This is a genomic window from Pseudomonas crudilactis, assembly GCF_013433315.1.
Taxonomy (GTDB): Bacteria; Pseudomonadota; Gammaproteobacteria; order Pseudomonadales; family Pseudomonadaceae; genus Aquipseudomonas; species Aquipseudomonas crudilactis.
Genome location: NZ_WXVV01000002.1, coordinates 44,934 through 65,752 on the forward strand (window position 1 = coordinate 44,934; position 20,819 = coordinate 65,752).

Genomic DNA, 20,819 nt, shown 5'->3' on the forward strand with positions numbered 1-20,819 from the left:
TGCAAAGCGCCCGTATAATGCGCCATCATTTCGCCCTCTCCGTTCAAGGAAGAACCCGCTATGCGCCACTGCCTGCTGCCGTCCCTTCTGATCGCTACGCTTGTGCAACTCAGTGGTTGCGCCGCTTACCGTGATTACGACCTGGAACTGCAACAGACCACGCAACAGCTCAAGGCCGGCAACATCGATGGCTCACTGGCGTTGATCGAGGCGCACAACCCGGGTGAAGAGAAGGATTTGCTCTATTACTTCGAGAAGGGCGCGGTGCTGAGCGCTGGCGGTGAGCTGCCACAGAGCCAGGTTGCCTGGCGCAGCGCGGAACAGATGGTCATACAGCGCCAGGACACAATCGAAACCAGCGGTGACAAGCTGCTGTCCGCCATGGGCGATCACTGGGGTAGCATCATCAATGACAAGCTGCGCCGCTACGATGGCTACGACTACGAAAAAGTCATGCTGACCACGCAAATGGCCCTCAACCAGTTGGCCACGAATGATTTCGACGGCGCCCGTGCCGACATCAAGAAAACCCACGAGCGCGAAGCGCTTATCGCCCGACAGCGGGAGCTGGAGTACGAACGGGTCGAAGAAGCGGCCAAGGCCAACGGTGCCCGCGTCCATTACAAGGATCTGCAAGGCTACCCGGTGGTCATGCTGGAATCTTCCGCCGTCATTGCCTTGAAAAACGGCTACCAAAGCGCGTTCAGTCACTACCTCGCCGGTTTCACCTACGAAGCGCTCGGCGAAAAAGATCTGGCGGCACCCGGCTATCGTCAGGCGATCGAACTGCGCCCGGACATGGCGTTTTTCCAGCAGGCATTGCGCGACCTCGACAGCCCGGGACTGAAGGCAGACGAAAGCGATGTGCTGATCATCGTGCAGAGCGGCCTGGCGCCGGCCCGCAGTTCCGTGCGCGTGCCCTACCCGGTGAAGCTCGCGGACGGGCAAGTCATCGTCGCCAATGTTTCATTTCCCGTGATGGTCCCTGACACCTCGACCCCGGCGTTCAATCAAGTGGCCATTGATGGTCGACAGAAAAAGCTGATCGCGGTCAACAGCATTACCGACATGTCCTTGCGCACCCTGCGTGACGACATGCCGGGTATTATCCAGCGCACAACCTATCGGGCATTTCTGGCGGCCGATATTCAGGCTACGGACAATCGACGCGATCCGAGCAAAGCCTCCTACGTCACTCACTGGGATGGCTTCGAGCAGGCCGACACCCGCACCTGGCGCACCCTGCCCAACCTCACTCAGGTTGTGCGCCTGCGCCTGAAAAAAGGTGACCACCTGATCAGCCTGCCTAACGCGTCCGGGGCTGCGCCACTGAAAATCCGCATCGACCAGAACCGCCAGGTCATCGGCCTGCGTGCCTTGGGTGATCGGGTGTTTGCCAATGGCAGCGCATTCCAGTCGGACGGGTTGCCGGCAAAGGGCGTGGTATCCAACCTGAAATAACTAATGGCACCAAACTAACAAGTGCGATTAAAAAGCTATTACATAGCCACCACCGCCTGCTTATAATGCCGCGCCCGCGTTATTGCGATCGGGCATTAAAGCTCCTCAGGTTATGAGGAATTGGCAGGAGGCCAACGCCACTGTCGATGGGTCAAACCAGCCCGACCAGCATTCGCGGCTGTATTACTCCAGGGAAGAAGTACCCCCATGGCATTCCGCGCCCCCACTCTGATCGCGCTCAGCGCCGTCACTTTGCTGTCCGGCTGTTCAGCGTTTCGAAACTACGATTCCGAACTGGCACAGACCAACCAGCAACTGGCCACCGGCAACGTTGACGCCGCGCTGACCCTGCTGGAAAAGAACAACACCGGCCCCGACAAAGACCTGCTCTATTACTTCGAGAAGGGTGAGTTGCTGCGCGCCAAGGGCGACCTGTCCGGCAGCCAGAATGCCTGGACCAGCGCTGATGTGGTGGTGGGTCAGTGGGAAGACTCGGTCAAGCTCGACACCGGTAAGTACCTGGCCCAGTTCGGCAGCTTCATCGTCAACGACAAAGTGCGTCGCTACGAAGGTTACGACTACGAAAAAGTCATGCTGACCACGCAGATGGCCCTGAACCTGCTGGCGGTCAATGACTTCGACGGCGCGCGTACCGCGATCAAGAAGACTCACGAGCGCGAAGCGGTGATCGCTGACCTGCGCGACAAGGAATACCTCAAGAGCGAGGAAGAGGCCGAGAAAGAAGGCATCAAGACGCAGTACAAGGATCTGCAAGGCTATCCGGTCGCCAGTCTCGACGCGCCGGAAGTGGTTGGCCTGAAAAACAGCTACCAGAGTGCGTTCAGCCATTACCTGTCCGGCTTCGTTTATGAAGCGCTGGGCGAGAAAGGTCTGGCTGCACCGGGCTACCGCAAGGCCGCCGAGCTGCGTCCGAACACGCCACTGCTGGAACAGGCACTGGTCAACCTCGACAAACCGAGCAAGTCCGATGACAGCGACATTTTGATCGTGGTGCAAAGCGGTCTGGCGCCGGCCCGCGACTCGATCCGCGTACCGCTGCCATTGCCGATCTCCAACAACGTGGTGATCACGCCGCTGTCGTTCCCGATCATCAAACCTGATACCTCTACGGCGACTTTCGCGCAAATCGGCGTCGACGGTCAGCAGGTCGATCTGACCGCGCTCAACAGCACCACCGCGATGTCCCGCCGCGCCCTGCGTGACGACATGCCGGGGATCATCCTGCGCACCACTGTGCGGGCAATCACCAAGGGTGTTGCGCAGAAGCAGATCAACGAAACCAACCCGCTGGCAGGTCTCGCCGTCGGTATCTCTTCAGCTGTGCTCGAAGGTGCCGATACCCGTACGTGGCGCACCCTGCCGGACTACACACAAGTGGTGCGTCTGCGTCTGAAAAAAGGCGAGCATCAGGTTACCCTGCCAAGCGCCGTGGGCGGTTCGGTGGTCAAGGTCACTGTCGATCAGCGTTATCAGGTGATCACCCTGCGCGCCGTGGGCAACCAGGTGTTCGCCGGTGGCCTCGCCGCACACGTCATCCCGAGCGCCAGCGCGACCAACGTCGCCAGCCTCAAACAACCTTAAGAACGGAGTCTTTGCATGCGCTTCAAACTCATCGCCGTCGCCGCCCTCGCCTTGCTGGCGAGCGGCTGCGCCACCCCGCCACCGCCAGAGCCGGGCAGCGCCGCGAGCAAAGTCGTGGCCATGGGTCCGCAGAAACACATCGTCGTCGGCGCCATGCGCGTCGCCCGCGAAAACGGCTTCATGACGGTCAACGTGCAGTTGAGCAACACCCTCAACAGCAACAAGATTTTCTACTACCGCTTCGCCTGGCTCGGTGCGGAAGGCTTCCCGATTGCCGAAGAAGAAGTGTGGAAAAGCCAAATGATGTACGGCGCCCAGACCAGCTTCATTCAAGGCATCGCCCCGACCCCGAAAGCCGTGGACTTCCGTCTGGAAATCAAGACGCCGTAAGCCTGTCACCCTATTCCTGTTTTAGAGAGCATTCCCATGTTTGCACGCTTTTCCTGCATCGCCGTCATCGCCCTGCTGGCCTCCGGTTGCGCCAACACTTCGCCGACCCTGGGCAGCAAGAACATCAGCTACGGCGACACCAAAGCGGTTGAAACCGTGACCAACGAATTCGGTTCGACCGACCTGCAAATGATCGCCGAGTCGATGACCCGCTCGCTGGCTCAGTCCGGCATCCTGCAAGGCCGTCCGGTGGTTCAGGTCTACGACGTGAAGAACAAGACCAGCGAATACATCGACACCCGCGAAATCACCACCAGCATCAAGACTCAGCTGATGAAAACCGGCGTGGCCCGCTTCGCCAGCGACAACAACGCGATGCAGAGCCAGGTTGACCAGCTCAAGCTGCAAAACCAGAGCGGCCTGTACAAGAAAAGCACCGTGGCCAAGACTGGCAACATGGTTGCCGCCAAGTACCGCATCGAAGGCTCGATCAGCTCGATCGTCAAGCGCAGCAGCGACTACAAGGACGTCTTCTACAAATTCAGCCTGCAACTGATCGACGTTGAAAGCGGTCTGGCCGAGTGGATGGACGAAAAAGAGATCCGCAAAACCACGGAGCGTTAATTGATGCGCGCATGGATTGGCATGATGGCCCTGGCTTGCGCGTTCAGCGCGCAAGCGGCCCCGAAAGTCGCGGTGACGGATCTGGCGTATCAGGAACGTGTGGAGCAATACATCCACATCGTTTCCGCCCAGAGCAATCATCGCGAGGGTTACTACAGCTCCAGTGGCTCTTCGAGCTACAACGAGATCGAAGCGAGCACCAGCTACATCGAGCAAGGCGAGCTGCGCAAATTCACTGGCGACATCAAGGGTGAAATTCTGCGTACCGGCATGTTCCAGCTGGTGCAGGGCACGCCGTACACCGCGTCGTCCAAGGGTGACGTCTACGACGTGATCAAGCGCATCAAGGCCGGCAACTTCAAAGGCGCCGACTATGTGCTGTTCGGCACTGTTTCGGACATCGACTTCACTCAGGACATCAACGAGCTGGCGAACACCGACAGCTATTCGGCGGTGCTGGGCCTGACATTGGTGGCGGACTTCAGCCTGATCAACACCAAGACCTTCGAGATCACCTCAGCCTTCACGGCGATGGGCGAAGCGCAGGACACCAAACTGGTGAACCACCGCGACATCAAGATCTCGCTGAACCGCCCACGGGTGGTGCGTGACGTGTCCAAGGCCTTGGGTGAAGACGTGGCCGGGCAACTGAGCATGCAGCTCGGTGGCGGCGGTTACGAGCAGCCGCGCGAAGCACCGCAGCGCAACAACCTGCCGCGTGATACCGCGCCAGTGATCTTGCGCTGATGACTGGCTCCTGATCATTCCCATGCTCCGCGTCGGAATGCATCCCGGAACGCTCCGCGTTTCAGCCACAAAAAAGGCGACCCGCAAAGGTCGCCTTTTTTCTGCCCGCGATGTTTACGCCGCCGCTTTGCGCAACGTTGCCATAAACGCCGCCGCGCCGATGAACAACCCGGCAAACGTGCGGTTCATGCGCTTCTGCTGCTGCGGTGTGCGCAACAGACGCAACACCTTCGACGCCAGACCGGTGTAGCCGGCCATGACGATCAGGTCGACGCAGACCATGGTCACGCCAATCACCAGATACTGAATCAGCAACGGCGCATGTGGATTGATGAACTGCGGCAGCACCGCGAGCATGAACACCAGCGCCTTGGGGTTGCTGATATTCACCAGAAAGCCGCGGAAGACCAGCGCCAGCGGCTTGCCGATCGGCCGTACCGCCGCGTCATCGCTCATGTCCATGGGCTGCGCACGCCATTGCTTGATAGCCAGGTACACGAGGTAAGCGACACCAAACCATTTGATCGCATGGAACGCCGTGGCCGAAGCGGTCAGGATCGCGCCAACACCGGCGCCGACAATCGCAATCTGCACCGCCAGGCCGATCTGCAGGCCGAGGGCATTCCAGTAACCGCGCCAGAAACCGTATTGCAGACCGCTGGACATCGACGCAATGGCGCCGGCACCCGGGGACAGACTGATCACCCAGCAGGCGGCAAAAAACGCCAGCCATGTTTGAAGCTCCATCGCACACCTCGACTCATGCTCGTGACAAGACGTCAAAGCTAATGCGGTTTGGGGCTAAAAGCAAAAGATCGCAGCCTGCGGCAGCTCCTACACGGGATTGACGTTCACCCTGTAGGAGCTGCCGAAGGCTGCGATCTTTTGATCTTGCTTGGAAAATCTACTTCTCGAACCCGCTCGACGGAAACACATCCGTCCCACGCCAACGCCGCACCGAACGCTGGAAGAACAAGCTGTTCGGCACCTGCACCATCGCGCTGCCAGTCCCCAGCTCTTCAGCCTCGATCAACGTGGTGTAGAGCAGATTGATCGCCACCACTCGCCCCTTCACGCCTGGCTTGTCCGTGGTGTCCACCAGCTCAACGATATCGCCCAGGCGAAACGGCCCGACCGTGAAGATCAGAATCGCGCAAAGCAAATTCGACAACACACTCCACATCGCGAAGAACGCGACTGCTGCCACCGCAACGAAGCCCGACAGCGCCGTCCACAACACCGTGGCCGAAACCCCGAGGCGTTCCAATACGAAGATCAGCGCGCTGCCCATGATCAGCCAGCGCAACACACCGCGCAGCGGCATCAGCAACTGCGGCGGAAACGGATAGCGCTCACCCAACCGGGTCAGGCCTTTGGCGACGAAGCGCTGGGTGAGATAGCCGGCCAGCAGAATCAACAGAATCTGCACCGTAAACCAGATCGGCTCGACCCACACCGCCGGCAGCGGCAGCTTGAACGCTTCCATCAGGACAGCGCCTCCAGCTCCGCTTGCATGCTTTCCAATACCTCGAGGGCTTCCATCCACGCCTCTTCCAGCTCGCCTTCGCGAACCTTCAGCTTGGCCTGCTCGGCGAGCAGATCACGCAGCTCGCTCTTGCGCGCCGGCTCGTAGATGTCGCTGTCACCAAGGCTGGCGTCGACCTTGGCCAGTTTCTCGTGAAGCTTGCCAAGCTCAGCTTCAAGCTTGTCGGCTTCACGCTTGTGCGGGGCCAGTTGCTGACGCAACGCAGCCGCCGCCTGACGCTGAGCCTTCTTGTCGGTCTTGTCCGGGTTCACCGGGGTGTTGCTGACCGGCGCATTACGCTGGCGGTATTCCACCAGCCAGCGCGCATAGTCTTCGAGATCGCCATCGAACTCTTCGACCTTGCCGTCAGCGACCAGGTAGAAGTTGTCGGTGGTGCTCTTGAGCAAGTGCCGATCGTGAGACACCACCAGTACCGCACCGCTGAATTCCTGCAGGGCCATGGTCAGCGCCAGGCGCATTTCCAGATCGAGGTGGTTGGTTGGTTCGTCGAGCAGCAACAGGTTCGGGCGTTCCCAAGCGATCAATGCCAGGGCCAGACGCGCCTTTTCACCACCGGAGAAATTCAGCACCGGCTCATCGATGCGGGCGCCACGGAAGTCGAAGCCGCCGAGGAAGTCGCGCAGGGTCTGCTCGCGTTCGGTCGGCGCCAGACGCTGCATGTGCAGCAACGGACTGGCCTTGGAATCCAGCGAATCGAGCTGATGCTGAGCGAAGTAGCCGACCACGGTGTTCTCGCCACGGGTCAGGCGCCCGCCGAGCGGTGACAGCTCGCCGGCGAGGTTCTTGATCAGGGTCGATTTACCCGCACCGTTCGGCCCGAGCAGGCCGATACGCGCGCCCGGGGTCAGTTGCAGCTTGACCTTCTCGAGGATGGTTTTGTCGCCATAACCCAGACGCGCATCGGACAGGTCGATCAGCGGGCTGGAGATCTTCGTCGACTCGCGGAAGACGAAGTCGAACGGCGAATCGACGTGGGCCGCCGACAGCTCTTCCATCCGCTCCAGGGCCTTGATCCGGCTCTGCGCCTGACGGGCCTTGGTGGCCTGGGCCTTGAAACGGGCGATGTAGCTTTCCATGTGCGCACGTTGCGCCTGCTGCTTCTCGTAGGCCTGTTGCTGCTGGGCCAGACGCTCGGCACGGGCGCGTTCGAACGCGGTGTAGCCGCCGCGATACAGGGTGATTTTGCGCTGATCGACATGGGCCACGTGATCGACGACTTCATCGAGGAAATCACGGTCGTGGGAGATCAGCAGCAAGGTGCCCGGATAGCTTTTCAGCCACTCTTCGAGCCAGATGATCGCGTCGAGGTCCAAGTGGTTGGTCGGTTCGTCGAGCAACAACAGGTCCGACGGGCACATCAATGCCTGCGCCAGATTCAGACGCATCCGCCAGCCACCGGAGAAATCCCCGACCTGACGATCCATCTGCTCGTTGGTGAAACCGAGACCGGCGAGCAACTTGCGCGCCCGCGCATCGGCGGTGTAACCGTCGGCGCTGTCGAGTTCCGAGTGCAGGCGGGCCTGAGCGGCACCGTCGTGCGCGGCTTCGGCAGCGGCGAGGTCACGTTGCACCTCGCGTAGACGCAGGTCGCCATCGAGCACATAGTCGACGGCAAGGCGCTCGAGCGTCTCGATTTCCTGGCGCATGTGGGCGATGCGCCAGTCAGCCGGCAAGAAGCAATCACCCGAGTCCGGGTGCAGCTCACCCCGAATCAAGGCGAACAGGCTGGATTTGCCGGCGCCGTTGGCACCGATGAGGCCGGCTTTGTGGCCGGCGTGCAGGGTCAGCTCGGCGTCTTCTAGCAGACGTTGCGGGCCACGCTGTAAAGTCAGGTTCTGAAGTCGGATCATAATGGCGGCGGAGTCTACCAGCTTCGCTCACAACTGGCGCGAGTAGCACGATGTCCTCTGACCTGTGGAGCTTTTCCCTTGCCACCTACGCCCGACCGGGCGTGGAAGACGCCTGCCTGCAACTGCAAACGGCGGGCGCCAATGTGTGCCTGCTGCTGTGCGGTTTATGGCTGGAGCAGCGCGCAGTGACCTGCGATGAACAACGCGTTCGCCAGCTTCAGGCGCTGACCGAACCATGGGATATCGAGGTGGTGCAGCCGCTGCGCACACTGCGTATGCGATGGAAAGCGCGGGCGCTTGATGATGCGGTGTTGAAAGGCATGCGCGAGCAGATCAAATCACTTGAGCTGGAAGCTGAGCGAGCGTTGCTGTCACGGCTTGAGGGGGTGGCGCAGGAGTGGCTGCGAAACGACGCAGGTTCAATAACCTGGCTTGAAGAATTGACCGGCACGGCAGCCGACCCGAACCGCGACGCGCTGCGAGTGCTGCGCGTCGCGGCAACCGGCACTTAGGAAGCGCTGGTCGGGTTGTTGCTGACGCTCGACGCAGCGGCTGGCGATGGCGCAGTCGAAGGGGTCGAGGTAGTAGCGGCTGGTGCAGCGGCGGCTGGCGTGGCCGGAGTGGCTGGCGCAGCAGGCTTGGCAGCTGGAGTGGTAGCCGGTTTGGCGGCAGCTGGTTTGGCAGCGGCTGGCTTTTTAACGGCGGGTTTTGCAGCAGGTTTTGCAGCTGGCTTGGCGGTAGTTTTTGCAGCAGCAGGCTTGGCAGCAGCAGTTGCTGGTTTAGCAGCAGCGGCTGGCTTGGCGGCAGGTTTCGCAGCCGCTTTCACGGCTGGTTTGGCTGCTGGTTTAGCGGCAGGCTTGGCAGCCGGTTTGGCAGCCGGTTTGGCAGCGGCAGTCTTGGCAGTTGGTTTTGCCGCAACTTTAGCAGCAGGTTTAGCGGCCGGTTTGGCAGCGGCGGTTTTTGCTGGAGCAGCTTTGGCAGTGGCTGGCTTGGCAGCTGGTTTAGCAGCGGCGACACGGGTAGCGGGTTTAGCAGCGGCAGTACGCACAGCAGGTTTTGCCGCAGTGGTTTTAGCCGCTGGCTTTGCAGCACTTGCCGCAGCTGGTTTTTTCGCTGCAGGTTTTGCGACAGCTTTGGCAGCTGGTTTTGCAGCCGCTTTCACCGGTGCTTTGGCAGCAGGCTTGGCGGTGGATTTAGCAACAGCTTTTGCAGCAGGCTTGGCCGCTGCGGTTTTCGCTGGAGCTTTTGCAGCAGCCGGTTTCGCAGCTGCTTTCTTCGCCGGTGCAGCTGCCGGTTTGGCTGCGCGGGTGGACAATACTTTGCCCACGGCTTCTTGAACGCGACCAACACCTTGAGCCAGTTTCAGGCTCTCCTGGGCATCGCGCTTGAGTTGCAGAATGTAGCTGCGGGTGTCGGACTGACGATCCTTCAAGGCATCGAGCAGGTCTTCCAGTTCTTTCACTGCGGCCTTGGCTTTGTTCTGCGCCTTGGCTTTGCCGGCGGCAGCTGCGTCCTGCAATTTGGTGCGGGATTTATGCAGTTTTTCCTGCGCCTTGCCGCGTTGCTTTTCCAGTTTGGCGAGCAGTTTTTCAGCATCAGCCAAGGCTTGGGAGCAAGCGTTTTCCAGATGCTCGAGCAGGCTGCCCGAGAGTTGTTGGAGTAAGTGCAACGGAGTATTTACAGGCTTCTTGGTGGCCGACATGGTTTACCTCCTGGCTGACGTGAGTGCGGCTCATACTAGACCTCTGCAGTTACCGCCGCTAGGGCATCTTGACAGTATCGATTGCGTTGCGTTGCACCGAAGTGAAAATGTTCTGCGCGAAGGCAAAAGCAGTTCACCGTTGCAGACGTTCACGCTGGCATAATCCACCGCATCTCAGGACGGAGAGTGCCCATGTCGCGCTACTTTTTTTTATCCCTCTGCATGGTTTTTTCGGCCGTTCACGCTGACGAAAAAACCACCGCAAACGACGCTCACGATCTGGCCTACAGCCTCGGTGCCAGCCTCGGTGAACGGTTGCGGCAGGAGGTCCCGCAATTGCAGATTCAAGCGTTGGTCGATGGCTTGCAGCAAGCCTATCAGGGCAAGCCGCTGGCGCTGAGCGAAGCACGCATTGAACAGATTCTGGCTGATCACGAATCGCAGAATGCCGAACATTCGGCACAGCCTTCGAGCGACGCGGCGATGGAAAACGAACAGCGTTTTCTCACCACTGAAAAAGCCAAACCAGGCGTGAAGGAACTGGCCGACGGCATCCTGCTCACCGAGCTGACGCCTGGCAACGGCGCCAAGGCGGGTCCCGATGGAAAAGTGCAGGTGCTGTATGTCGGACGGTTGCCGGACGGCACCGTGTTCGATCAGAACACTCAGCCGCAATGGTTCAATCTCGACAGCGTGATTGCCGGTTGGCGCACGGCGTTGCAGAACATGCCGGTGGGCGCAAAATGGCGGCTGGTGATTCCATCGGATCAAGCCTACGGCGCCGACGGTGCCGGCGACCTGATCGCACCGTTCACCCCGCTGGTGTTCGAAGTGGAATTACGCGGCGCGACGAGTTGAGCGGACAATAAAAAACGGTGCGCTTTCGGGCACACCGTTTTTTGATCAAGGCTTGGGTCAAGCCTGAACCGGATCTTCTTCCTTGTGTGCTGTATGCAGCACTTCAATCAGGCAATCTTCCAGTTCGAAACGTTCGTGAAGCAGGCCGCCGAGCTCCTTGAATTTCTCGGCAACGCATTTGCCTTCATCGCAAAGATCATTGAACGCAAGAAGCTTTTCGGTGATGACATCGATGCGCGGGTATATCGTCTCGGCGAGTTCGAGGCCGCGCTTATCGTTGAACGCCTTGGCTTCGCCGGTCAGCTGTTCATAGATTTCGAAGTGCCCGGCCGAGACGTAATCGACCAGCACGCCGCAGAATTCCTGCAAAGGCTTGCGGCTCTCCGACAGCGACTCAGGCTGTGCGCCGAGCTTGTCATAGGCGCCGATCAGCTCTTCACGCTCCTGCAACCAGCGGTCGATCAGCAGATGAACTCCACCCCAGCGTTCCTGAGCATTCTGACAACTTTCGAGCATGGCGATCTCTCTTCCCTTGTGGGTCATGCTGCTCTACACCCGCGCCCCTCTTTTGATTTTGACTTGGGGGACGGCCGGGCAGAGCGTCATCGAGCAACATAAATCCAATGACACGTGCGGGCCAGATTATGCCCGCACGCCTATGGCTTCAAGGTACGCAGGAGATAAAGTTCATACAAGTGTTTAATCCCGTAGCAGCTGCCGGTGCGACGCTTCGCCGCTGAGCGGGCGTTGCAGAGCACTCCAGGCCAGCCGTAACAATTGATACACCGCCAGTATCGATACCGCGACAAAGAACAACAGGCTCCACTCCGGGATGCTCAGGTCGAACAGCGTCCAGGATATTTCCGCGCAATCGGCACCACCGCTAAACATCCTTTGCAAGGCGCAGATCCAGGGCAGACCACTGAACAATGTCTCGGGGTGCGGGGTACATTTGAGCAGTTGCAACATCGGGTCACTCTGTATCAATACCTGTCGCCAGGCGGCCGTAGTGCCGCCCAGGCTCGCGACCAGCGTCAACAGCCAGTAGAACCACAAACCGACACGCCCGGGGCCGTGCACCGCTGCCATGCCACTGCACACGCACAGCAGCGTAAGGAACAGGCGCTGCACCAGACACAAGCTGCACGGCTTCAGACCGACAGCATATTCAAGATAATAGGAAGCTCCCAGAGCAAAGGCCCCCGCAGTGAAAGCCATGAAGAACAAGGAGCGTGAGCAGGCCAACGACATGGCTTTTCCGTAACAGTAGAGACAGACGGTTACGGTAGAGGAAAGCGTGTCAGCCTTTCAAGGCGAGGCCCTGCCGACAGTTCACCAGAGGTGTAGGGAAAACCCGACAGGTTTGAGAGGAATCGGTGTAGACCGCTGTAGGAATTTGCTTCTGGCGCTCAACGAAGTTGAAATTTCAGCCACAAAAGGTAAGCGAGGGAGCTGCCTCCCCCGCCACTTCAGACCTGCGCTGGAACCGGCAACGGCGCGGCCAGCAGGCGTTCGTCCAGCAGACCGAGGCCTTCCTGGAACAACTGATTGCTGCGCTCGGTATCGCCCAGCTGTGCGAGCAGACGCGCCAGTTCCGCACAGGCTTCAGGATTGCGCTGCACACGCAGGCTGCTTTCCAGATAATCCCGCGCCTTGCCCCACAGACTGGTTTGCAGACACAGGCGGCCAAGGGTCAGCAGCAAGCTCGGATCGTTGGGGTGATCCTTCAGCCAGCCTTCGGCAGTTTGCAACTGACGGGCCGGATCACTGCCGCGCACCAGACCGTAGAGACGGGCCAGATGGCTGTCGTACTTGCGCTTGAGGGCGGTGCGCAACACTTCTTCCGCTTCGACCTGAGCGCCCAGCTGGCGCAGCTGTTCGGCGTATGCCAGTACCAGCGGTGGCTCCTGACGCTGCGCCGAGGTGAGCTGCTGCCAGGCACGCGTGAGCGACTGCAAGCCAACGCTGCCGTCCTCCTCGCGCTGCGCTGCCAGCGAGAGGTTTTCACCCCAGGCACGGCGCTCAAGTTCAGCCAGTTCGGCTGGGGGCAAGACTTTGTCCTTGCGCAATTCCGGCAGCAAACGAATCACCGCCGACCATTCGCCGCGCTGCTGATACAAACGCTGCAACTGGCGCAGCGTCTGCGCATTGTGCGGATGACGATCATGCATCGCTTGCAAGGTCACCAAGGCACCGTCGGTATCGCCACGGTCGGTCTGCAACTGCGCATGGCTTAAAGCGATAGCCAGCTCTGCTTGAGGCTGACGCTCCAGTGCGCGCTCAAGCAAACGATCGCACTCTTCGTAATTGCCCTGCTCATTGGCCGCACGGGCAGCACCGAGGTAGTACAGCAATGGCTGACGCTCGGCTTCGGCCGCACGATAAAGATGACGCTGAGCACTGGCCCAACGACCTTCGGCCAGATCCAGTTGGCCGTGTTCGATGGCGACCTGCACCCGTCGACTGCGGTTACGCCGCGACCATGGATTGACCACACCACTCGACGTCATGACCAACTCGACCAGCGCCTTGATGCCCCAGATCAATAGCCACAACACCGCGATGACCGCCAGCGTTGCCCAAAGACTCGCTTCGTAACGGAAGCTCTTGTAGGCAATCAGCACGTAGCCAGAATGCTGTGCCACTGCAAAGCCCAGCGCCGCCGTCGCCGCGATCACCAGAAACACGATCACATACAGGCGTTTCATGGCGTGGCCTCCTGCGCGGTGTTGGCGGCAGGTTTGGCAAAGGGTTTCACCGACTCTTCGGCGTTGACGTTGCGCCGCTCAAGATAGGCTTGCACCGCACTCAGCGTACCGGCCAGATCCGGAGTCACGACCGTAACCGGTTCCTTGCTGAGCTCGCCGACCTGCTCCAGCATCACTTTGCTTTGCGGATTGTCCGGATTGAAATTGCCCTTGAGCACATCACGTGCTTCGGCCAGTGCCTGGGTGTAGACCGGCGCCTGCCCGTTGAGCGCTGCCCACTGCGCCTGTTCAAGCGCAAGGCTCAGGGCCAGACGAACCTGACTCAGGCTCTGCCCGGCCAGCAACGGCCGCACATTCTTGTCGGCGTTGAAATCGATACGGATGTAGCGCGAGACCTGATCCCACCACTGCGCCCAGCGGCTGGCGCCATCACCGTCGGCCGTCAGGCCCAGCAGCGACTCGCCACGATCCTTGTACTCCGGCGCCAGCTCGGTGAGCTCGATGACCTGATCACGCAGCGCGCCGAGACGCAGGAACAAACCGGTTCGATCCGGCTGCGCAGTGCTGCGCAGCGCCACGAGGGTTTTCGCCACTTGCTCGCGAGCGGCGAAGGAGCCGGGATCGTTTTGCTCACGGAGAATTTCGTCAGCGCCCTGCACCAGCGCCTGAGCGCTGCTGATGTCCTGCAACGCCGAAAGACGCAGGCTGGCCAGACGCAGCAAATGCTCTGCCTCAGCCAGGCGCCAGTCCTTGCGGCTGGCGCCAAGGACGGTTTCCAGACGTTGATTGAGGCGCTGTTGATCGCCCTGAAGTTGCGTCACCAGACGCTGGCGCTCGGCGAGTTCGTCGGCACCCGGCAACTGCGCGAGGCGCTCGGTCAGTCGCTGTTCATTGAGCTTCAGGCTCTGCGCCTGATCGTTCAATGCCTGTACTTCACCGGATTGCTGCTGAGTATTGGTCTGCAGATGTCGCACCTGCCAGACACCCCAGCCACCGATCGCGACGCCGGCGGCGCCGAGCAACAAGGCGACGATGGCCAGTCCATTGCCTCGGCGCGGCTCTGTGGCCGGCGGTGGAGTTTCAACCTGGGTTTCAATCACAGGTTGCACATCATCTTTAGGCAAGGCTGTTTCGCTCACGTATCCATCCTTTGCATTAGAAAACGGGTTCGGGATGCTCCCGTAGCGCCGTCAGCAAAGCCGCGGCACTCGCGCCGCGGCAATCCACAACTGTTTGAGCCCCGGCGGCAAATGCCTGCTCGGCGACTCTTGGGCTTGGTACAAACAACGGCAATTGCGCGATTGTCGGCCAGGAGTCGCCAGCCATCTGACGCAGGTGCTCAAAACCCTGTCCACTGCTGACCACCAGCCCGTTCAAGCGTTCCGCTTCGATCCGCCGCGACAGTTCCTTCGGGGCGTAGGCTGGCAGATCACGTCGATACAATTCCAGATACTCGACACTAGCACCTAGCTCGCGCAGGCGCTCGGCGAGTAGTTCGCGGCCGCCCTCACCGCGCAGGATCAACACCTGCGCACCGGGCTGGCTGACCGCCTCACGCAGACGCGGTAATTGCAGCAAGGCTTCGCTGTCATCGCCGTCAGCCGGGAAGCTGACGTCGAGGCCGTGATCGCGGAGAATCTGCGCGGTCGCGGCTCCGACACTGAACCAAGGCATCGTCAACGACGACGAGCCGTCTAGCAGATCCACCGCAATACGTGCCGCCGGTTTGCTGACCACAATCACCGCGTTGCAACGCGGCAACCGCGCAATCGCCTGACGAATTTTGTCAGAGACTGGCAGCGCGACAATGTCCAGAAGCGGCAAACAACTACTGAAAATCCCCTGCCCGGCCAACGTCTCGGCCAGCGCCGCACAGTCCTCCGCAGGGCGCGTCAGCAGCAGGCGCCAGCCAGTCACTCGTGACCTGCCTCGCCATAGACCGCTTTGAGAATATCGTCGGCGCCCTGGCTGAGCAGGTCTTCGGCGACCTTCACGCCCAATGCTTCGGCATCGGCGCGCGGCGCGCGAGCTTCGGCGCTGAGCAGCTTGCCACCGCTCGGTTCACCGACCAGACCGCGCAGCCACAACTGCTCACCTTCGAGCACGGCGTAGCAGGCGATCGGCACCTGGCAGCCGCCATTCAAATGTTTATTGAGGGCACGTTCGGCGGTCACCCGCGAAGAGGTGTCGGCATGATGCAAAGGTGCGAGCAAGGCGTGGATTTCAGTGTCGGCACTACGGCACTCGATGCCGACCGCACCCTGACCACCGGCCGGCAGGCTGTCATCAACGCTGATCGCCGAGGTGATGCGGTCTTCGAAACCGAGGCGGATCAAACCCGCTGCGGCGAGGATGATCGCGTCGTACTCGCCAGCATCAAGCTTGGCCAGACGGGTGTTGACGTTGCCACGCAGAAAACGGATTTCCAGGTCTGGACGGCGGGTCAGCAATTGCGCCTGACGACGCAGACTCGACGTGCCGACAATGCTGCCGGCCGGCAACGCCTCCAGACTTGCATACGTATTGGAAACGAAGGCATCACGCGGATCTTCACGCTCGCAGATGCAGAACAGACCGAGGCCTTCAGGGAAATCCATCGGCACGTCTTTCATCGAGTGCACGGCGATGTCGGCTTCGTTTTCCAGCAGTGCGGTTTCCAGTTCTTTGACGAACAGGCCCTTTCCGCCGATCTTCGACAGCGGCGAATCGAGCAGCTTGTCGCCGCGACTGACCATGGGCACCAGCGTCACCAGCAGGCCCGGGTGGGCCGCTTCCAGACGGGCTTTGACGTATTCGGCCTGCCAGAGGGCCAGCGCACTTTTACGGGTGGCGATGCGGATTTCGCGAGAGGACATGGATCAATCCGTACTGAATAGATACGGCGGATAATAACAGCTCAGCCAAATCCACTTTGACTTGAATCAGAAACGGCGCGGCCTCCCTGGCCGGCAATGCCTGGTAAAGGAACGAGGAGCCGCCCGGAATGACCGGGTTACAGCCCCTGCATCATTTTGCGCACACCGGCCACATGGCGACGACTGACGATCAGCGCATCACCATTAAGACCTTTGAGGAACAGCTGAAAATGCCCCAGCGGCGTGCGTTGCAGCCGCTCGATACGATCGCGGGCGACCAGCGCGTTGCGATGGATACGCACGAAGCGTTCGCCGAATTCGTCTTCAAGGGCTTTGAGCGGTTCGTCCAGCAGCACCTCACCGGCTTCGTGACGCAGGGTCACGTATTTGTGGTCGGCAATGAAATAGACCACCTGATCCAGCGGGATCAGTTCGATGCCTTTGCGGGTGCGGGCGCTGATGTGGCTGCGCGGCCCGGTGCCACTTTCGGCAGCGGGACGGGTCAGGGCCGAGAGTTGCGCCCGATTGGGACGTTCAGCCCGTTTCAGGGCGTCATGCAGATGTTCGGTTCGCACGGGTTTCACCACATAGCCCACGGCGCTGGCCTGCAGGGCTTCCACGGCAAATTCATCGGGGCTGGTGCAAAACACCACGGCCGGCGGCGTTTCGCGTTCGCACAGACGGGCAGCAACCTGCAGGCCATCGAGGCCCGGCATGCGGATATCGAGCAGCACGATATCCGGTTTGTGGCTGTCGATCAGTGCCAACGCCTCTTCGCCATTCGTGGCGCTGGGCTCCAGAACTGTATAACCCTCGAGCTCGCTCACCATTCGGCTGAGGCGCTCGCGAGCCAGTGGTTCGTCATCAACGATCAGGACATTCATATTGCGCTGGATTCCTGCGTGAGTCTCGCACAAGGATAGCGTAGACAGGTGAAGTGACGTCCGTCACCGCGATCCACGCTAAGACTAGCCCGAGCGCCAAAAAGTGCCGTACGTCGGCCAGCAATATTTGCCAGTGTCCGGGTCGTACTGCTCAAAGCCCGCTGTTTCCTGCGTTTCTCACGGGGATTGCCGAAGAACAATTACACCCACCCCCTCTTCTTATAGTCGGCGGCCAGACCTTTGCGCGATCCACAGCCGCGTCGACCCTTATGTCCAACTGTAGACGTTCGTCGGGCCGATATTGCTCAATCGAAAAATATCCTTGCGCAAAACCGCCGCGGTCAGCGTCGACTATGGCGCAGACAATGAGAAAAAAACGTATCGACCAGTGTCAACGACAGGATTGGCAACCCTGTTATTATCCGCGCCAGCGTTTCACGCCTTTTTTCTTCAAGCCGATACGAGCGAATTCATGAGCACTGACAAGACCAATCAGTCCTGGGGCGGCCGCTTCAGTGAACCCGTCGACGCCTTCGTCGCCCGCTTCACCGCCTCCGTCACTTTCGACCAGCGCCTGTATCGCCACGACATCATGGGCTCGATCGCCCACGCCACCATGCTGGCCAAGGTCGGCGTGCTGACCGATGCCGAGCGCGACAGCATCATCGATGGCCTGAAGACCATTCAGGGCGAAATCGAGGCCGGCCAGTTCGACTGGCGCATCGACCTCGAAGACGTGCACATGAACATCGAAGCACGGCTGACCGACCGCATCGGCGTCACCGGTAAAAAGCTGCACACCGGGCGTAGCCGCAACGATCAGGTCGCCACCGACATCCGCCTGTGGCTGCGTGACGAGATCGACCTGATCCTCGCCGAAATCACCCGCCTGCAAAAAGGCCTGCTGGAGCAAGCCGAGCGCGAAGCCGCGAGCATCATGCCGGGCTTCACTCACCTGCAGACCGCGCAACCGGTGACCTTCGGGCACCACATGCTGGCCTGGTTCGAAATGCTCAGCCGCGACTACGAGCGTCTGGTCGACTGCCGCAAGCGCACCAACCGCATGCCACTGGGCAGCGCCGCGCTGGCCGGCACCACCTACCCGATCGACCGTGAATACACCGCACAATTGCTGGGTTTTGACGCGGTTGGCGGCAACTCGCTGGACAACGTTTCCGATCGCGATTTCGCCATCGAATTCTGCTCGGCCGCGAGCATCGCGATGATGCACCTGTCGCGCTTCTCCGAAGAGCTGGTGCTGTGGACCAGCGCGCAGTTCCAGTTCATCGATCTGCCGGACCGCTTCTGCACCGGCAGTTCGATCATGCCGCAAAAGAAAAACCCCGACGTGCCGGAGCTGGTACGCGGCAAGACCGGCCGTGTGTTCGGCGCACTGATGGGCCTGCTGACCCTGATGAAAGGCCAACCGCTGGCCTACAACAAAGACAACCAGGAAGACAAAGAGCCGCTGTTCGACGCCGCCGATACCCTGCGCGATTCGCTGCGGGCCTTTGCCGACATGATCCCGGCGATCAAACCGAAGCACGCGATCATGCGTGAAGCGGCGCTGCGTGGTTTCTCCACCGCGACCGATCTGGCGGATTATCTGGTGCGCCGTGGTCTGCCGTTCCGTGATTGCCACGAGATCGTTGGCCATGCGGTGAAGTACGGCGTGGACACGGGCAAGGATCTGGCCGAGATGAGCCTGGAAGAACTGCGCCAGTTCAGCGATCAGATCGAGCAGGATGTGTTTGCCGTGCTGACACTGGAAGGCTCGGTGAATGCCCGTGACCATATCGGCGGCACTGCGCCGGCGCAGGTCAAGGCAGCAGTGGTTCGCGGTCAGGCCCTGATCGCCAGCCGCTAACAGAAAAAGCCAAAAGCATCGCGAGCAGGCTCACTCCTACATTGGAATGCGTTCCCCTGTAGGAGTGAGCCTGCTCGCGATAGCTGCTTTCAACTCAACTACAAACCTCACTTCTTGGCAGCGATCATCGCCAAAAACGCCGGCATCGCCGCTTCCTTGTCCGCCGCAATCTTCTGCACATGCGGATTCTGCTCAAGCCGCTCCAGCAACGCCTTCGCCTGCGGCATCTCCGCCAGCAAATCAATCCCGAACAGTTTCTGCCCGACGGCACAGGCCAGCGGCACGCTGTAGAGGAAGTACAAATCGGCGATGCTCAGACTGTCGCCCGCCACATACGGGGCGAATTTGCCGTGCCGTCCCAGTGCGGCAAACCCCAGCAGCAATTCGGTCTTGGTCTTTTCCTTGATGGCGTCCGGCAAGGTCATGCCGAAGAACGCTTCGCCATAGCAGGCGCGTCCCGGCAGTTCGATGTACAGCTCGATTTCCTTGGCAATTGCCAGCACCTGCGCGCGCTTGAACGGATCGCTCGGCAGCAGCGGCGTGCCTTTCTCGGTTTGCTCGAGGTATTCGAGGATGATCGCGGTTTCGTTGATGAAACCAGCGTCCACACCAAGCACCGGGACCTTGCCGCGCGGGCTGATGGCCAGAGACTCGGGTGTCTGCGTCGGGTAGAACGTGACCTCTTCGAACGGCAGGCCTTTTTCCAGCAGCGCCAGTTTGACCATGTTGTAGTAGTTGCTGACTGAGAATCCGTAGAGCTTGAACATCACATAGCCTCCAGGCCGTGCGGGGTGGGCAGTGCCTGTTTATAGATCGCGCAGGCGAATCGCGCCAGCAGCATCACGCCGCTGAATGCGGGTAAACTGGCGCCTTTCCATGAGGAGCCTGCCATGAGCGAGCCGACAGACATCGACAACGACGAAGAAGAGTTCACCGAGGCTACTTTGATCGAAGCCATCGAGAACCAGATCGAAAGCGACAACCCGCCAGCGGCCAAAGCGACCTTCAACAAGCTGACCCTGGTGGGCGTTGAGCGTGAAGAGATCCTCAATCTGATGGCACATGTGCTGGCCTACGAGATTGACGCGATGCTCGATGAAGACCGCGCGTTCAATACCGAATGGTACGAAGCGGCGTTGCGTGCATTGCCTGAGTTGCCGCCAGAAAAGTAGTAACAACATATTCCCCCCTGTGGGAGCGAGCTTGCTCGCGAAGGCGTTTTATCAGTCAACTTATTTGGTGAATGACACATCGCTTTCGCGAGCAAGCTCGCTCCCACACAATTTGTCACCCATCTATCGGCCCTGCGCCTGAGCCCCGACTACACTGGAATCCGCCTCAAGACAAAATCCCTGATCTGAGCACTGGACATGCCGCAAAAGCGGGTTCACCTTAGGGACGCTGTCGTCCAATTCCTAGAAAGTCTGGAGTCCTTATGTCGCTTACCCCTGAGTTGGTTGCCGAACTGGAAGTCCTCGCACTCTTTCCCCTGGACAGTTCCCAGGAAGGTTTGAAAATTCATCAGACCGCTGCCCCGAAACATATTTCTGCCGCCAAACGCCTCTTCGAGAAAGACCTGACCGATCAGCCCGATGGCGGATATCTGACCAGCCTCGGTCGCGACGCCGCACAAAATGTGCAAACCGTGCTGACCATTCTGAGAGAGCAGGAAACCGCCTGATTCCCCCTGACTTTGCCCACGGGAACTCCTGCCACGGGATTTCC

At 60.1% G+C, this 20,819-nt stretch carries 22 protein-coding genes and 1 pseudogene; 10 read left to right on the plus strand and 13 right to left on the minus strand.

The genetic code is table 11. The annotated features are described in order from the left end of the window. The first annotated feature begins 60 nt into the window (after positions 1-60). From GTU76_RS02625 to GTU76_RS02645, 5 genes are all read left to right on the plus strand, one after another. Entirely contained in the window at positions 61-1,461 is a 1,401-nt protein-coding gene (locus tag GTU76_RS02625; protein WP_180698021.1) for a COG3014 family protein, read from the plus strand. A 207-nt stretch (positions 1,462-1,668) separates the two neighbouring features. Continuing rightward, complete coding sequence (locus tag GTU76_RS02630) at positions 1,669-3,063, plus strand: COG3014 family protein (RefSeq protein WP_180698022.1); 1,395 nt, start codon at positions 1,669-1,671, stop codon at positions 3,061-3,063. 15 nt (positions 3,064-3,078) lie between these two features. Then, positions 3,079-3,453 carry a YcfL family putative periplasmic lipoprotein gene (locus GTU76_RS02635; RefSeq protein ID WP_007911131.1) on the plus strand — a complete coding sequence of 125 codons (375 nt, stop codon included), beginning with the start codon at positions 3,079-3,081 and terminating at the stop codon, positions 3,451-3,453. Between the two features lie 36 nt (positions 3,454-3,489). Continuing rightward, positions 3,490-4,077 (plus strand): penicillin-binding protein activator LpoB, encoded by a 588-nt coding sequence (lpoB, locus tag GTU76_RS02640; RefSeq protein ID WP_016772610.1) that lies wholly within the window; start codon positions 3,490-3,492, stop codon positions 4,075-4,077. Between the two features lie 3 nt (positions 4,078-4,080). Then, positions 4,081-4,824, plus strand: a complete 744-nt coding sequence (locus GTU76_RS02645) for a penicillin-binding protein activator LpoB (RefSeq protein ID WP_122604515.1) — start codon at positions 4,081-4,083, stop codon at positions 4,822-4,824. Between the two features lie 114 nt (positions 4,825-4,938). Here the strand turns inward: GTU76_RS02645 and rhtB are convergent, their stop codons facing one another. From rhtB to GTU76_RS02660, 3 genes are all read right to left on the minus strand, one after another. Further along, a complete protein-coding gene (gene rhtB, locus GTU76_RS02650; protein WP_180698023.1) occupies positions 4,939-5,571 on the minus strand; it encodes a homoserine/homoserine lactone efflux protein in 633 nt (210 codons plus the stop codon). A 157-nt stretch (positions 5,572-5,728) separates the two neighbouring features. Beyond that, on the minus strand, positions 5,729-6,310 hold the full coding sequence (locus GTU76_RS02655; protein WP_016985893.1) for a mechanosensitive ion channel family protein: 582 nt from the start codon (positions 6,308-6,310) through the stop codon (positions 5,729-5,731). Next, positions 6,310-8,220 (minus strand): ATP-binding cassette domain-containing protein, encoded by a 1,911-nt coding sequence (locus GTU76_RS02660; RefSeq protein ID WP_175555608.1) that lies wholly within the window; start codon positions 8,218-8,220, stop codon positions 6,310-6,312. Before GTU76_RS02660 ends, GTU76_RS02655 begins: the two co-directional genes overlap by 1 nt. A gap of 50 nt (positions 8,221-8,270) precedes the next feature. On the opposite strand from GTU76_RS02660, the gene GTU76_RS02665 reads away from it, so the two are divergent. After that, positions 8,271-8,732: a TIGR02444 family protein gene (locus GTU76_RS02665; protein WP_180698024.1), complete on the plus strand. Its 462-nt coding sequence runs from the start codon at positions 8,271-8,273 to the stop codon at positions 8,730-8,732. Here GTU76_RS02665 and GTU76_RS02670 read toward each other — a convergent pair. After that, entirely contained in the window at positions 8,729-9,922 is a 1,194-nt protein-coding gene (locus GTU76_RS02670) for an AlgP family protein (RefSeq protein ID WP_180698025.1), read from the minus strand. The two genes, GTU76_RS02665 and GTU76_RS02670, sit on opposite strands and share 4 nt — an antisense overlap. A gap of 192 nt (positions 9,923-10,114) precedes the next feature. Here GTU76_RS02670 and GTU76_RS02675 point away from each other — a divergent pair, with 192 nt between their 5' ends. Further along, positions 10,115-10,780 (plus strand): FKBP-type peptidyl-prolyl cis-trans isomerase, encoded by a 666-nt coding sequence (locus GTU76_RS02675; RefSeq protein WP_016985890.1) that lies wholly within the window; start codon positions 10,115-10,117, stop codon positions 10,778-10,780. Positions 10,781-10,837: 57 nt separating this feature from the next. Here the strand turns inward: GTU76_RS02675 and GTU76_RS02680 are convergent, their stop codons facing one another. From GTU76_RS02680 to GTU76_RS30510, 8 genes and pseudogenes are all read right to left on the minus strand, one after another. Then, positions 10,838-11,296, minus strand: a complete 459-nt coding sequence (locus tag GTU76_RS02680) for an Rsd/AlgQ family anti-sigma factor (RefSeq protein WP_016985889.1) — start codon at positions 11,294-11,296, stop codon at positions 10,838-10,840. 183 nt (positions 11,297-11,479) lie between these two features. Then, positions 11,480-12,031: a disulfide bond formation protein B gene (locus tag GTU76_RS02685; RefSeq protein WP_016985888.1), complete on the minus strand. Its 552-nt coding sequence runs from the start codon at positions 12,029-12,031 to the stop codon at positions 11,480-11,482. Between the two features lie 218 nt (positions 12,032-12,249). Beyond that, positions 12,250-13,488, minus strand: a complete 1,239-nt coding sequence (locus tag GTU76_RS02690; protein ID WP_016985887.1) for a heme biosynthesis protein HemY — start codon at positions 13,486-13,488, stop codon at positions 12,250-12,252. After that, positions 13,485-14,627 (minus strand): uroporphyrinogen-III C-methyltransferase, encoded by a 1,143-nt coding sequence (locus GTU76_RS02695; protein WP_016985886.1) that lies wholly within the window; start codon positions 14,625-14,627, stop codon positions 13,485-13,487. The genes GTU76_RS02690 and GTU76_RS02695 overlap by 4 nt, the downstream gene beginning before the upstream one ends. A 16-nt stretch (positions 14,628-14,643) precedes the next feature. Beyond that, positions 14,644-15,405 carry a uroporphyrinogen-III synthase gene (locus GTU76_RS02700; protein WP_016985885.1) on the minus strand — a complete coding sequence of 254 codons (762 nt, stop codon included), beginning with the start codon at positions 15,403-15,405 and terminating at the stop codon, positions 14,644-14,646. Further along, entirely contained in the window at positions 15,402-16,343 is a 942-nt protein-coding gene (hemC, locus tag GTU76_RS02705) for a hydroxymethylbilane synthase (RefSeq protein WP_180698026.1), read from the minus strand. Before hemC ends, GTU76_RS02700 begins: the two co-directional genes overlap by 4 nt. Before the next feature lie 137 nt (positions 16,344-16,480). Continuing rightward, on the minus strand, positions 16,481-17,227 hold the full coding sequence (locus GTU76_RS02710; RefSeq protein WP_007911111.1) for a LytR/AlgR family response regulator transcription factor: 747 nt from the start codon (positions 17,225-17,227) through the stop codon (positions 16,481-16,483). After that, positions 17,224-17,364: pseudogene (locus tag GTU76_RS30510) on the minus strand (sensor histidine kinase); the annotation flags it as partial. The gene GTU76_RS02710 and the pseudogene GTU76_RS30510, both read right to left, overlap by 4 nt. 335 nt (positions 17,365-17,699) lie before the next feature. On the opposite strand from GTU76_RS30510, the gene argH reads away from it, so the two are divergent. Next, positions 17,700-19,094 (plus strand): argininosuccinate lyase, encoded by a 1,395-nt coding sequence (argH, locus tag GTU76_RS02715; protein WP_007911110.1) that lies wholly within the window; start codon positions 17,700-17,702, stop codon positions 19,092-19,094. A gap of 107 nt (positions 19,095-19,201) precedes the next feature. On the opposite strand, the gene GTU76_RS02720 is transcribed toward argH, so the two are convergent. Continuing rightward, positions 19,202-19,861 carry a glutathione S-transferase family protein gene (locus GTU76_RS02720; RefSeq protein ID WP_180698027.1) on the minus strand — a complete coding sequence of 220 codons (660 nt, stop codon included), beginning with the start codon at positions 19,859-19,861 and terminating at the stop codon, positions 19,202-19,204. Positions 19,862-19,984: 123 nt separating this feature from the next. On the opposite strand from GTU76_RS02720, the gene GTU76_RS02725 reads away from it, so the two are divergent. Further along, positions 19,985-20,266, plus strand: coding sequence for a hypothetical protein (locus tag GTU76_RS02725; RefSeq protein WP_180698028.1), 282 nt, complete (start codon positions 19,985-19,987; stop codon positions 20,264-20,266). A 263-nt stretch (positions 20,267-20,529) separates the two neighbouring features. Continuing rightward, the gene (locus GTU76_RS02730; RefSeq protein ID WP_008084565.1) at positions 20,530-20,775 is read left to right on the plus strand and encodes a TIGR02647 family protein; all 246 of its coding nucleotides are present in this window, start codon (positions 20,530-20,532) and stop codon (positions 20,773-20,775) included. The last annotated feature ends 44 nt before the right edge of the window (positions 20,776-20,819 follow it).

Coding starts and splice junctions, on each gene's coding strand:
- GTU76_RS02665 (WP_180698024.1), top strand. CDS start 8,271: ATGTCCTCTGACCTGTGGAGCTTTTCCCTTGCCACCTACGCCCGACCG.
- GTU76_RS02685 (WP_016985888.1), bottom strand. CDS start 12,031: ATGTCGTTGGCCTGCTCACGCTCCTTGTTCTTCATGGCTTTCACTGCG.
- GTU76_RS02660 (WP_175555608.1), bottom strand. CDS start 8,220: ATGATCCGACTTCAGAACCTGACTTTACAGCGTGGCCCGCAACGTCTG.
- GTU76_RS02630 (WP_180698022.1), top strand. CDS start 1,669: ATGGCATTCCGCGCCCCCACTCTGATCGCGCTCAGCGCCGTCACTTTG.
- GTU76_RS02725 (WP_180698028.1), top strand. CDS start 19,985: ATGAGCGAGCCGACAGACATCGACAACGACGAAGAAGAGTTCACCGAG.
- GTU76_RS02720 (WP_180698027.1), bottom strand. CDS start 19,861: ATGTTCAAGCTCTACGGATTCTCAGTCAGCAACTACTACAACATGGTC.
- hemC (WP_180698026.1), bottom strand. CDS start 16,343: ATGTCCTCTCGCGAAATCCGCATCGCCACCCGTAAAAGTGCGCTGGCC.
- GTU76_RS02710 (WP_007911111.1), bottom strand. CDS start 17,227: ATGAATGTCCTGATCGTTGATGACGAACCACTGGCTCGCGAGCGCCTC.
- argH (WP_007911110.1), top strand. CDS start 17,700: ATGAGCACTGACAAGACCAATCAGTCCTGGGGCGGCCGCTTCAGTGAA.
- GTU76_RS02655 (WP_016985893.1), bottom strand. CDS start 6,310: ATGGAAGCGTTCAAGCTGCCGCTGCCGGCGGTGTGGGTCGAGCCGATC.
- GTU76_RS02645 (WP_122604515.1), top strand. CDS start 4,081: ATGCGCGCATGGATTGGCATGATGGCCCTGGCTTGCGCGTTCAGCGCG.
- rhtB (WP_180698023.1), bottom strand. CDS start 5,571: ATGGAGCTTCAAACATGGCTGGCGTTTTTTGCCGCCTGCTGGGTGATC.
- GTU76_RS02635 (WP_007911131.1), top strand. CDS start 3,079: ATGCGCTTCAAACTCATCGCCGTCGCCGCCCTCGCCTTGCTGGCGAGC.
- GTU76_RS02675 (WP_016985890.1), top strand. CDS start 10,115: ATGTCGCGCTACTTTTTTTTATCCCTCTGCATGGTTTTTTCGGCCGTT.
- lpoB (WP_016772610.1), top strand. CDS start 3,490: ATGTTTGCACGCTTTTCCTGCATCGCCGTCATCGCCCTGCTGGCCTCC.
- GTU76_RS02680 (WP_016985889.1), bottom strand. CDS start 11,296: ATGCTCGAAAGTTGTCAGAATGCTCAGGAACGCTGGGGTGGAGTTCAT.
- GTU76_RS02730 (WP_008084565.1), top strand. CDS start 20,530: ATGTCGCTTACCCCTGAGTTGGTTGCCGAACTGGAAGTCCTCGCACTC.
- GTU76_RS02670 (WP_180698025.1), bottom strand. CDS start 9,922: ATGTCGGCCACCAAGAAGCCTGTAAATACTCCGTTGCACTTACTCCAA.
- GTU76_RS02690 (WP_016985887.1), bottom strand. CDS start 13,488: ATGAAACGCCTGTATGTGATCGTGTTTCTGGTGATCGCGGCGACGGCG.
- GTU76_RS02625 (WP_180698021.1), top strand. CDS start 61: ATGCGCCACTGCCTGCTGCCGTCCCTTCTGATCGCTACGCTTGTGCAA.